The organism is Blautia sp. MSK17_66 (assembly GCF_020538025.1).
Lineage (GTDB): Bacteria > Bacillota > Clostridia > Lachnospirales > Lachnospiraceae > Blautia_A.
In genome coordinates, this window is the sequence record NZ_JAJBNQ010000017.1 from 83225 (window position 1) to 96020 (window position 12796).

The 12796-nt window shown below is 45.1% G+C and carries 10 protein-coding genes; 5 read left to right on the forward strand and 5 right to left on the reverse strand.

Features of this window, described 5'->3' with window-relative positions; genetic code table 11:
• Positions 1-8 precede the first annotated feature (8 nt).
• Positions 9-1604: a response regulator gene (locus tag LIR34_RS10545; RefSeq protein ID WP_022215386.1), complete on the forward strand. Its 1596-nt coding sequence runs from the start codon at positions 9-11 to the stop codon at positions 1602-1604.
• Positions 1601-2665 (forward strand): substrate-binding domain-containing protein, encoded by a 1065-nt coding sequence (locus LIR34_RS10550; RefSeq protein WP_173902731.1) that lies wholly within the window; start codon positions 1601-1603, stop codon positions 2663-2665. Before LIR34_RS10545 ends, LIR34_RS10550 begins: the two co-directional genes overlap by 4 nt.
• 97 nt (positions 2666-2762) lie before the next feature.
• Here LIR34_RS10550 and LIR34_RS10555 read toward each other — a convergent pair whose 3' ends face one another.
• From LIR34_RS10555 to LIR34_RS10575, 5 genes are all read right to left on the reverse strand, one after another.
• A complete protein-coding gene (locus LIR34_RS10555; protein ID WP_161284908.1) occupies positions 2763-3812 on the reverse strand; it encodes a TRAP transporter substrate-binding protein in 1050 nt (349 codons plus the stop codon).
• A gap of 10 nt (positions 3813-3822) precedes the next feature.
• A complete protein-coding gene (locus tag LIR34_RS10560) occupies positions 3823-5112 on the reverse strand; it encodes a TRAP transporter large permease (RefSeq protein ID WP_173902732.1) in 1290 nt (429 codons plus the stop codon).
• Positions 5112-5738, reverse strand: a complete 627-nt coding sequence (locus LIR34_RS10565; protein WP_161284910.1) for a TRAP transporter small permease — start codon at positions 5736-5738, stop codon at positions 5112-5114. The genes LIR34_RS10560 and LIR34_RS10565 overlap by 1 nt, the downstream gene beginning before the upstream one ends.
• A 147-nt stretch (positions 5739-5885) precedes the next feature.
• Positions 5886-6647 (reverse strand): type I 3-dehydroquinate dehydratase, encoded by a 762-nt coding sequence (gene aroD / locus LIR34_RS10570; protein WP_161284911.1) that lies wholly within the window; start codon positions 6645-6647, stop codon positions 5886-5888.
• Positions 6648-6698: 51 nt separating this feature from the next.
• A complete protein-coding gene (locus LIR34_RS10575) occupies positions 6699-7913 on the reverse strand; it encodes an MFS transporter (protein ID WP_161284912.1) in 1215 nt (404 codons plus the stop codon).
• Positions 7914-8219: 306 nt separating this feature from the next.
• Between LIR34_RS10575 and LIR34_RS10580 the strand changes: the two genes are divergently transcribed.
• The 3 genes from LIR34_RS10580 to LIR34_RS10590 all read left to right on the forward strand — a co-directional run bounded on the left by LIR34_RS10580 (position 8220) and on the right by LIR34_RS10590 (position 12197).
• Positions 8220-9158 (forward strand): LysR family transcriptional regulator, encoded by a 939-nt coding sequence (locus LIR34_RS10580; RefSeq protein ID WP_161284920.1) that lies wholly within the window; start codon positions 8220-8222, stop codon positions 9156-9158.
• Positions 9159-9244: 86 nt separating this feature from the next.
• On the forward strand, positions 9245-11266 hold the full coding sequence (locus tag LIR34_RS10585; protein ID WP_173902733.1) for an oxidoreductase: 2022 nt from the start codon (positions 9245-9247) through the stop codon (positions 11264-11266).
• 40 nt (positions 11267-11306) lie between these two features.
• Positions 11307-12197 carry a quinate/shikimate dehydrogenase gene (locus tag LIR34_RS10590; RefSeq protein WP_334297012.1) on the forward strand — a complete coding sequence of 297 codons (891 nt, stop codon included), beginning with the start codon at positions 11307-11309 and terminating at the stop codon, positions 12195-12197.
• The last annotated feature ends 599 nt before the right edge of the window (positions 12198-12796 follow it).

Here is a 12796-nt window from a genome sequence, read left to right on the forward strand (position 1 = left end):
ACAAAACAATGTATCGTATATTGGTAGCAGATGACGAGGGAATTATGCTGGAAGCTTTCAAAAGTGTGATATCCAGTACATTTGGGGACAGCTGTATCACAGAAACTGCCAAGACAGGAAGAGCAGTGACAGAAAAAGCAGAAACTTTTCATCCGGACATTGTCTTTATGGACATTCATATGCCGGGAATCAACGGGATCCAGGCAATGCGGGAAATACGAAAATTCAATACGACAGCACTTTTTTATGTAGTATCTGCTTATGACAAGTTTGATTATGCAAAAGAGGCGATCGATCTTGGCGTGGAGCGTTATCTGACAAAGCCGATCTCCAAGGCAAAGATCATCTCCGCGGTGGAAGAAGCCATCGAGAAGGTGGATAAGAAGAGAAATCAGAGAAGCAACCTGTTGAAGATCCAGGAAAAACTGGAAACGGTCATCCCTGTTGTGGAAAACAGCTTTGTAGGAAGCCTTTTGTTCCAGCAGGAGGAACAGACAGCAGACTACTACCGGCAGCTTCTGGATATCGAGGAAAAACAGGGCTATGTCATGGTCATCCAGTTTGGCCAGTCGTATGAAAATGGTAGGCTGATAAGCCCTGTTGGAATGAATGTGAAAGCACAGAGTTTTTATGATGAGCTGAGGGATGTGGTGAAATCCTCTTTTTCCTGTGCAGTGGGATCGGTGATGTCAAACCGTATTCCGGTGATTGTGCCGTGCAGCCTGCCTGAGAATCCATATGAAGAAAGGATCGACCTCGTGGAACAGGCGAGAAATCTTGTGTCAAGGCTGGAAAACAGGATCGATGCCAGATTTCGTATCGGGCTTGGCAGGATCAGGCCTATGCGGGAATTGGAGCGCTCTTACCGTGAAGCACTCCGCGCGCTGAACGGAAGCAAGAGCAGAGTGATCCATATCGAGGACCTTTCGCAGAACGGTGTTTATGATGAGGAGTTTCCTGTCGATATGGAGAAACGGATCTTCCGTTATCTTGGTGATGGGGACGAAAAGAAATGTGTACAGGAGCTGAATACGTTCTTTGACTGGATGCTGGAACATTATGCGGAGGATATGAACAACATCCGTCTGAAGGTTCTGGAATACATTATCTGGGGCGAAAAGATCGCTTTTGAGGCAGGTGCTGTCAACTATGGATTCAGCTACAGGCGGGATTATCTGGATGTAGCGATGGCATGCAGCGGTTACGAAGAACTCAGAAGCTGGTTTCTGGATAAGATGGTCAACATCTGTCGTTCCATCCGTGATCAGAAAGAGGAACAGTCGAATTCCGCTGTCAAAAAGGCAATGCTCTACATCCAGGAAAATTTCAGCAAGGACATTTCACTGGATGAAGTTTCCGGTCAGGTAAATATCAGCCCTTATTATTTCAGCAAGATCTTCAAGGAGGAAACGGGCGAGAACTTCATTGAATATCTCACCAGGATCCGAATAGAAAAAGCGAAAGAATTCCTGAAACAGCCGGAAGTCAGCGTCAAAGAAGCCGGCGTAAAGAGCGGCTATACAGACCCGAACTATTTCAGCAGGATCTTTAAGAAGCAGACAGACATGACTCCAAGTGAATTCAAGACGAGGTACGGAAAATGAAAAAGAAAAGAGGGATAGTTCTTTTTATAACTGCCCTGATGTTTGTTCTTTGCGTGACAGGATGCGGAACACAGAAAATTGAGACAACACAAAAAGAAACAACAGAAGAAAAGAAACTCCAGATCGGACTCAGTTTTGATTCCTTTGTGATCGAGAGATGGCTTCGCGACCGGGATATGTTCGTATCTACGGCACAGGGGCTTGGGGCAGAAGTAAATGTCCAGGTGGCAGGCGGTGATGTGGATGAACAGATCTCACAGATCGAATACTTTATCCAGAAGGAAATGGACGTGATCGTGATCATCCCGATCGACGGAGATGCTCTGTATGATGTGGTAAAAGAAGCGAAGGACAAGGGGATCAAAGTAGTCTGCTATGACCGGATGATCGCAAATGTGGATGCAGACCTCTATATCACGATCGACAATGAGATGGTAGGAACCCTGATGGGAGAGGCTTTGGTCGAGGCATGCCCGGACGGTGGAAATATCTTCGCGATCAACGGTTCTCCTACGGACAAAAATGTAGAGGAGGTAGAACTTGGTTTCCGTAAGGCTCTGAAAGGAAGCAAACTCAAGATCGTCTATACAGGATACTGTGATAACTGGCTCGCTGAGATGGCAGCAACGCATGTAAACAAAGGCCTTGAGGTGACAGACGATATTGTGGGCGTGATGTGCGGCAATGATGATCTGGCAAGCCAGGCAGTCAAAGTCCTGGCAGAAAACCGTCTCGCAGGACAGGTGGCACTGGTTGCGCAGGATGCAGACCTGGCAGCCTGCCAGCGGATTGTAGAGGGAACACAGACCATGACAGTCTACAAACCGATCGAGCAGGAGGCAAGCACAGCGGCGATCCTCGCAGTGGCACTCGGAAACGGTACAGACATTACCTCAAAAGACTGTGAGATCCCGGCCACAGAGACCACAGATGACGGTTCCGGCGAGATCCCATATTACAAGATCACACCGATCGCAGTGACTGCAGAAAACATGGACGAAGTCATCGTGGATGGAGGATTCCATTCAAAAGAAGATGTATATCTGAATGTAAAAGAATAAAAGAGATGTAATAAGAAAAGGAACCTCGTACAGCGCTTTGGAACAGGCTGTGCGGGGTTCCTTTTTGAATGCTTTGATTTAGATGACCGGCAGAAAGTTACTGCTCGATCCCTTCCATATAGGAATTATAGATATCGGGATTGATCTTTTCCCTGATGGAATCGTAAACGCCCTGAGAAGCCTCGCGGATCTCTTTGCGTGTCTCATCAGAAAGTTTGATGATCTGTGTTCCGCTGTCCTCGATCACGGCGACTTTGTCTGCAATTCGTTCATCGGACTGTTCTCTTGCGTATTCTGTGGCAAGCTGGGCAGCCTCTGTCATGATCTCCTGTTCATCCTCCGGAAGATCCTTGAAGAAATCGTCATTGACGATCAGGGAGATCAGATGCGGAAGATGGTTGGTTTCTACAACATAATCCTGCTGTTCATAGAGATTGTTGGAAACGATGACCTCGTATGGGTTTTCCTGTGCATCGATGGTGTGCTGCTGCAGGCCGATGTACACTTCGCTGAAACTCATCGGGGTTGGGTTTGCGCCAAGCGCTTTCCAGAAAGCAAGGTGGTAGCTGTTTTCCATGGTACGGATCTTCTGGCCTTTAAAGTCTGCAAGGCTGTTGACCGGTTTGTTTGTACTCATCACACGGAAGCCCTGGTCAGCCATGCCGAGCAGATGATAACCGCCTTCCGTATAGACGTCACTGATCAGGCTGTTAAATTGTGGATCATCGATTTTTTTGCGGCAGTCATCGAGAGAATCAAATACGCATGGAAGGTCAAATACAGCAAGGTCGCTCATGAAGGAAACCTGAGGAGCTGTGTTCTGTACAACAAAAGGAATGTCTCCGTCAGCACAGGTTTCAAGTAAATCGCGGTCACCGCCGAGGGTAGAGTTTGCATAAACCTGTATCTTCATTTTGCCATTGCTCAGGTCGGAAACCTCTTCTGCAAATTTCTCAGCAAATATCTGAGTCACGGTATCTTCCGGGCTTGCGGTTGCCAATGGCCAGGAGTAACGCTGGACTTCCTCATTGGAAGAATCGCAGCCGGTAAGTGCGGTACTTAAAAGACCGGCTGCAGCCAGCATGGGAATCATGCGGAGGATACGACGGTTTTTTCTGTTTGTATGGTAAGTAGTAAAATTTTTCATGTCTTTCCTCCTATAAGATTCCAATAGAGATTGCCGGAATAAAGGTGATCAGAAGAAGTGCGGCCAGGAAAAAGATGATCATTGGCATGGCTTTTTTGGCGATAGCCATGACTGGAACATCGGTCAGTGAACTTGCAACAAAGAGATTGACTCCGATAGGAGGAGTAACAAATCCAATAGCAAGGTTTACAACCATGATCACACCGAACTGGATTGGATCCATTCCGATTGCCTGAACGATTGGAAGCAGGATCGGTGTCAGAATCAGGATTGCCGGGGTGGTGTCCATAACCATTCCGACGATCAGAAGGAACAGATTGATGATCAGCAGGATCGCAACCGGACTGTGGAAGTTGTTCAGGATAAATTCACTGACTGTCTGTGGAACCTGCATCAGAGTCAGGACTCTGGAAAAAGCAGTGGAGGCAGCCAGAATGAACAGGATTGGTGTGAAAGTGCGGATGGCTTCCACCAGAATCCCCCAGATATCACGGATGTGGATGCTCCTGTAAACAAAAAGGCTGATGATCAGCGCATAAAATACAGAAATAACAGCGGCCTCTGTCGGAGAGGCAACACCACTGTAGATACAGCCCAGGATGATGACAGGACTTAAAATAGCAAAAAAGCTTTCTCTGAGGACTTTGAGAAGTCCTTTATTGTGAAGCTCCTGAACCTCCGCGTGGATCTTGGCCTTGTCCTCACCGTAGCGTCGGCAGTGATAGATGGCGTAGATCATAAGCAGTATACCGATCATAAGTCCTGGAATGATCCCAGCCAGAAACAGATCACTGACAGATGCTCCGGACGCCATGCCGTACATGATGAACGGAATACTTGGAGGGATGATAACGCCAAGTCCTCCGGCAACAGCTACGATCGCAGTGGAAAACGTCAGGTCATATCCCAGATTACTAAGGATCGGAATGGTCATACTTCCTACGGCTGCAACAGTCGCAGGAGCAGATCCGGAGATCGCACCGTAGAACAGGCAGGTCACGATAACAGCGCATGGCATTCCAGCGGTGAATTTACCGAGAAAATAAGCGAAGACATCGAATAATTTCTTGGAGATTCCACCTTTTGCCATGATGATGCCGGACAATACGAACATTGGAACGGCGAGCAGCGGGAAGGAATCCAGACCGCCGAACATGGCACGGATCAGATATTTGGCACCTACTGTGAAGGAAGGATCACACACAGATGGAAGAACAGATGTTATTCCGAGAGTGATCGATACCGGAACAGCGATGACCAGCAGCAGAATAAAGATGATAAATAAAACAACGACTGGCATTAGTGCTCCTCCTCATTTGAATGTTTGATGGTATTGATGCGGTTGTCAATACCTGCTTCAACAGCATGCCCCTCAGAAGTTTCTGCATTTGCCTGGATAAAGGATTCCGGTGTATTCCGCTCCGGATGAGCCGGATCGTACACATTTTCACCTTTTGCCACGCGGAATTCAATGGTCCAGCGCTGCAGGACGCGGAAAGCAACCAGGATAAAAGAAACAAATGGAGCTGCCTGGATGTAGTACATAGGGATGCCGCATGCCGGAGAAAGCTGTCCGCTGTGTACAGAAGACATCATATAGGACCAGGCAAACGGGATCATATAAATAAAGAAGATAAGCTCAAAGGTGTGGTTTACAACCTTGAAGAGTGCTTTACCTCTGCGGGGAAAAATTGCAACAAACTGCTCGATTTTGATGGAAAGACATTTCTTGCTGCAGTAGCTGACGCTCAAAAAGCCGCACCAGATAAACAGATATCTGGTAAGTTCCTCGGACCAGGACAGAGACATTCCAAGAACATATCTGCATAATACCTGAATCCCCATGATCAGAGTCATGGCGATCAGAAAGATGACCAGGATAAATTCTTCGAGGTTCTCGTCCAGCCAGTGAAGTGTTTTTCTCATGGATGACCTCCCTTAAGTAAAAATTTGATGGATATTTGCTGTAAAATGAAAACATCGGCATTTCTATTTTAAATAAAAATACCGATGGGTTCAAGAAGCAAATATAGGTATGATAGTAAGATACCTGCGGATAAATCCGCGGTGTCATTACATAGCGTTGTGAAGAAGTCCGAGGACTGTATTCAGATCATTTACTCCCATCTGTCCCGGTGCGGATGCTTTTTTTGCAGCACCAAAAGTCATGGAGGAGCCAAATACTTCACCGCAAAGACGGCTGATAACGCCAGTGCCTGCCATGGACATGGTGATGATCGGTCTGTCAGCGTAATTGGTGGTCATTTCTTCTGTTGCGGCCAGAAGAGTCAGGACATCTTTCTTATTCTGAGGCATAACTGCGATCTTTGGAATGTCGGCATTCATATCCTGCATCTTGCGGAGACGATAGATGATGTCTGCTTTGGCAGGGGTTTTGAAGAAGTCATGGTTGGAGGCAACAACCTTAACTCCTGCGGCATGGGCACCGTCGATGATTTTCTTAACAATCTCATCGCCTGTGAAGATTTCTACATCGATCATATCCACATATCCGGTCTGGGCTGCTTTGATGTTAAGTTCGGCGTATGCTTCAGGCTCGATTGCTTTTTCACCGCCTTCTTTGGAAGTACGGAATGTCATAAGGATCGGAGTATTGCCAAGAGCAGCACGAAGATCTTTGAGAGTATCTTCTACCTGTGCAAAATCAAAAACACCTTCAAACCAGTCTACACGCCATTCAACAACATCAACAGGAATAGAATCAAAGGTTTTGGCTTCTTCGATAATGTCTGTTTTTGTAACACCAACGATGGGAACGATGATCTTCGGTGAACCTGCACCGATTTCGATATCACGGATTTTAACTGTATTCATGATGGTATCCTTTCTGTTTTATGTTTGGACTTTTCGCCTTTGGTTCTCATTTTAATTCTCAGCTTCAGCAAGTTCAACCATTTTTTTGTAACGGATGTTTACAAAGAGTCCGAGTGCAACGCCGATTGCTGTAAGAACGATGTTCATAGTCATAACCTGAGCCGGCTGCATTTTGGATGCGGCTGTCAGGATGGTATAGTTGCAAAGGGAAGATGCGATCATAACGAGTGCGGTTACAGTTCCTTTGATCTTAGGGAAGAGCATATTGCATACGGAGGTAGCAATCTGCAGAAGTCCACCTGCACCTGCCCATCCGATGATGAAGGCACCTGCGATCATAAGGGTCTGATTCTGTCCCATAAGTACAACGATCAGAGTTGCAAGACAGATAACCGGATAAGCTACGATGAAACGTACATCTTTAATTTTTCTTGTAAGCAGTGCTGTCACAACGAGTGCAATCAGGGTTCCTGCTGAGTAGTAGGTCTGCATGATAGACGGGTCAGCCCAGCCTACATTTTCTTTTGCAAAGTTCTGTGCACAGTTCAGCCATAACTGGAAGGTACCTGTGCAGGTGAATCCGATCAGGATCATAGCGACGGATTCAAAAGAGAAATGAGTATGTTTCAGACTGTCGATCAGTCCTTCTTTCTTGCCGGCTGCTTTCTGGTCAGCATCCGGAAGCGGGAACAGGAATACCAGTACAAAAAGTACAAGGTAGATGATTCCGCAGCCGTAGAATAAACGGTTGTAGGAGGTAAGTCCGGCAGCAGTTGTAGCTACAGAAGCACCGAGTACAAATGGAAGAAGCATCTGTGCGATTGCGATGAAGAATTTAATTCCCATTGTGGCAACGCCAGGAGCTTTGTAGATGATCTCGGAAACAGCCGGATAAATACCAGTGTCGAGGAATGAGTTTGCGATACCGCCGATGACAGCACATACATATGCAATGGTGTAGCCGCCGTTTGTTCCAGCGTTAAATGCGAGGGCAAGACCAATCAGATAGATTGCATAGGAAGCACTTCCGATCGCTGTGGAAATACGGCGTCCTAATTTGTCTGAAAGAGGTCCTGCAAAAGGAAGGGCGATCAGTCGTCCAAGACCTAATGCTGCTGAGATTGCGGTGATTGCCATGGCTTCCACACCCCATGCGGTTGCCAGAGCTTCCTTAATAACCGCCTGTCCTAAGATAGAACATCCAACACCGTGGATAAAATAGTTCAAGTACAGAATCAATGCACTTGGCAGATACTTTTTGTTCATGGTTCTCTCCTTTTCCTGTAAATATTTGTGTTTTGTTTTTTGTTTTGTCACAAACAATGAATGCCTTTTTTGAAGCCAGGTTTTTATCAAAAGCCTGTTAAAAAAATAACATTTATCTGTATTTTAACAGGTACAATCCGTACAGTCTAATGCTTTTAAAGCGAAAAACCAATGCATTGAATGCATTAATGTGGTATACTATGGACATTTAATGAACGCATAGATAATGTAAGTGAAGTTAGCCGGAATAGTATGTTTCTTTATAATAAAGATGCAGAAAACTATCTGGCAGAGAGGAAGGAAATCATGACATTAAATCAGATTCTGTATTTCAGGAAGGTTGCACGGCTGGAAAATTATCATCAGGCAGCGGAAGAACTGTATATTTCACAGCCGTCCCTGAGCCGCTCCATGGCGTCTCTTGAAAGCGAACTGGGGGTTGCCCTGTTTGAAAAAAAAGGCAGAGGAGTAACGCTTACAAAGGCAGGCAAGCTTTTTCTGGAACATGCAGACCGGATCGCGGGGGACTGCGATGTGGCAGTTGGTAAGATGCAGGAAATTTCTTCTGATGGCGGCAAGATAGATATTGGTTATATTTTTCCACTTGCGGGGCATTATATTCCTCATAACGTCCGTAAATTTCTGAATAAAAAAGAGAACAAAAATGTTGTCTTTAATTTCTGGCAGAATCACACGCCGGCCATTGCAGAGAAGGTCAGAACAGGTGAACTGGACGTTGGTTTCGGCGGCTATCTCAGGATGGAAGACATGGAGTTTTTTCCGCTCAGTGCGCAGGAACTGGTAATCATAACACCAAAGGAACATCCGATCTCCGGAAGGGAGGATATCCCGCTTGCAGAACTGGGACATTATCCTGTGATCGGTTATGAACAGGCATCCTGGATGGGAACCTATGTGAAATATCTGTACAGGAAATATCAGGTAAATCCAAATACGATCGTGGAATGTCCGGATGAATATTCAATTGTATCTCTGGTAAGGGAAAACTTCGGTATCGCACTGATGCCGCAGACAGATATCCTTATGAGTGCAGAGGGGATCAAGATACACAGGATAACAGGACTTGATATTTACCGTCAGGTATTTATGTTCTGGATGAAGGATCGATACCGTCTTCCGGCAGTGGAACGATTTATCACATATATGAAAGAACAGCAGGCAGAGAATGCAAATGATACCGAAAACGTATCAAAAATTTATTTGAAAGATATTGTTAATTTTTAATACAAAGAGTTATGATAAAGGTGTCACAAACAAAGGATGGCCACTCGTGTTATGAATATGATGTTAATGAATAAGGAGATTATTTCATGAAGAGTGAATACCCAAAGATTTTTGAACCCATAACAATTAAAAGAACAACAATCAAAAACCGTATTGCTATGACTCCTATGGGAACCAACTACGGTGAGACAAGCGGCGAGATGAGTAACCGTCATATGAATTATTACTCTCTTCGTGCAAAGGGAGGTACAGGCCTTATCATTCTGGAGAATGCCAACATTGAATATCCGGCAGGTTCCAACGGTACAAGCCAGATCCGCATCGATCACGACAGCTTTATGCCGCGTTATTATCAGCTGGTAGAGAACCTTCATAAGAATGGCGCTACTGTAGCAATTCAGATCAACCATGCCGGAGCTTCTGCTTCTTCTGCAAGAACCGGAATGGAAACTGTTTCTTCTTCCAACATTCCGACAAAGGTCGGCGGAGAAGTTCCGCGTCCGATGACAAAGGAAGAAATCCTTACAACTGTTAAGAAATACGGAGAGGCTGCAAAGCGTGTCCAGGCGATTGGTTTCGATGCGATCGAGATCCACTGCGGACATTCTTATCTGATGAGTCAGTTTATCTCCCCTTACTATAATAAGAGAACAGACGAGTTCGGAGGATCTGTAGAAAACCGTCTTCGTTTCCCACGTATGGTACTCGAAGAAGTTCGTAAGAACGTAGGACCGTGGTTCCCGATTATCGTTCGTATCTCAGCAGAAGAGAGAGTACCAGGTGGAAACACTCTGGAGGACACACTGGAATATCTGGAATATCTCGATGAATTTGTAGATATGTATGATGTTTCCTGTGGACTGAACCCATCTCTTCAGTATCAGATCGACTCCAATTTCCTTCCGGATGGATGGAGATCCTATATGTCAAGAGCTGTGAAAGACAAGTTTGGAAAACCGGTTATTAATGCAGGTAACTACCGTGACCCGAAGGTAGTAGAGAAAGTACTTGAGAGTGGTGACGTAGATATCGTCGGAATGGGACGTGGCCTTATTGCAGAGCCGAACTGGGTTAAGAAGGTTGAGAACGGAGAGGAAGATTTCCTTCGTAAATGTATCTCCTGCAACGTCGGATGTGCCGGAAACCGTATCGGTGTCAACCGTCCGATCCGTTGTACTGTAAACCCGGCAGTACCGGAAGGTGATATTTATAAAGCACTCAAAGTCAACAAGAACTGTAATGTTGTCGTTGTTGGTGGTGGTACAGCAGGAATGGAAGCTGCATGTACAGCAGCAGAAGTGGGCTGTAATGTTTTTGTTCTGGAGAAAAAGGATCATCTTGGAGGTCTTTCTACCTTTATTTCAGATCTTCCGAGCAAGACCAGAATGAAAGACTTCCCGAAATATCTGGAAGCCCGTGCTGCAAGACTGAAGAATCTTTATATCTTCCTGAACACAGATGCAACTGTTGAAAAGATCAGGCAGTTCAAACCGGATATCGTTGTAAATGCAACTGGTTCTGTGCCGCTTGTTCCACCGATCAAGGGTCTTAAAGAAAATATTGAGGCCGGAAATGTAGCTACCATTTTTGATATGATCAATAACCTGAATGCCGGAAAATATCCGGATGAAGCCTGTCAGGGCAAGAAGGTCGTTGTAGTCGGCGGAGGCTCCGTAGGACTTGACGTGATCGAATATTTTGCACCTCGTGGAGCAGAGTGTACGATCGTAGATATGCTGCCGCAGATTGGTATGCTTGCGGATCCGATCACCAAATGTTCCATGCGCGAGACACACGACAAATATGGTGTCAGAGAGTATGTGAATACAGCACTTCAGGAAGTTAAGGAAAACGCATTCACAGTAAAACTTCCGGATGGACAGATCAAGGATCTGGAATTCGACTTCGGATTCAACTGTCTTGGAATGCGCTCCAACAACCCGGTACTTCCGCAGATCGAAGAGGCATTCAAGGATACAGATACTTATGTATACACCATCGGTGATTCTGTGCGTGCCCGCCGTATCATGGAAGGTACCATGGAAGGCCGTGCTGTGCTGAACGTACTGGAATCTCAGGGCTTTCTGCACCTGGAACCACTTGAATAACTGACAAAGTAAATAGAATTCATTTAAGAAAAGAGGAAAAATCATGCCGAACATTACAGGACATACAGAATTAGTAGGATTAATGGCTTACCCGATCCGTCATACACAGTCACCGACAACTCATAACCTTGCATACGATAAAAACGGTGACGATGTTATCCAGCTTGCATTCGAAGTAGATAACGATTCTCTTAAAGATGCTGTTCAGAGTATTCGTGCTCTCAAAATGCTTGGATCCAACATCTCCATGCCGAACAAAACAGTTGTTCACAAATATCTGGACGAAGTTGATGAAGCTGCCAAATTATGCGGTGCTATCAACACAGTTGTAAATATGCGTGACGAAAACGGACAGGTTACCGGTAAGCTCAAAGGTTACAATACTGACGGTATGGGATACTGGCAGGGTCTTACAGAAGAAGGTATTGATTTTAAAGGAATGAAAATGGTTCTGATCGGAACCGGCGGAGCTGCAACTGCAATCGCTGTACGTGGAGCTCTTGATGGAATTGCCGAGATGGAAATTTTCAACATTAAAGATAAATTCTACAGCCGTGGAGAAGAGATCGTAGATCTGATCAACAAAAATACAAACTGCAAGGCTACCATGAATGATCTGGGAGATCTTGAACTTCTCAAAGAAAAAATGCATGCAGCAGATATTTTTTGTGATGCAACAGGTGTGGGAATGCATCCGCTGGAAGACCTTTCCAACATTCCGGATCCATCCTACTTCAAGAAAGACCTGATCGTAACAGATACTGTTTATGCACCACGCGAAACTGTTATGATGAAACAGGCAAAAGAAGCCGGCTGTGAAAAAGTTTACAATGGTATGAGCATGATGCTGTTCCAGGCACTGATCGCTATCAAACTTTACACTGGAAAAGATACTCCGGTAGATTACATGAAAGAAAAACTTGGAATCTGATAGAAAATTTAGAGTTGACTTTTTTGTGATAATAGCATATGCTAATAACAGCTAAGGAATGTGACGAGATTCCATGAAGCAAAACAAAAGCCCTCAGAGTTGCAGCTCTGGGGGCTTTCTTGCTCGTTATGGTGAGCTGTTTCATTTAGGCTGCTGCTGTTTATCGTCTGCCGCTCAGCCATTTGCATATGTAGTAGCTAACTACGTTTGCTATCACGGAGACAAGAAATGTGACGAGTATTTCTTCCACGAAACGCACCTCCTTTCTGCTGGAGGTTCAACAGCTCTTTTAGGATAATAAGCGGGAATCCTCGGCAATTCAATTACCGAGATGAAAGCGCAGGATTGTGCGTATCCGCACAAAAAATATAACAACAAAAAATTGATTTCTTATATCTCCTGATTCTTGTATTTGTTTTCAAAAGAAAGTAGGTCAGATATGCGTTGAAAAGCAAGAGCATTTTGTGCTATGATATAAACATAATAAAAACTATCAATCAGAAGGAGAATGGAAATGTTGCTGTCACATAAAACATCCATAAAGATCAGTCAGGAATATTCCAATATCATAGGGCATATGTGTTATGCAGCATCCAAAC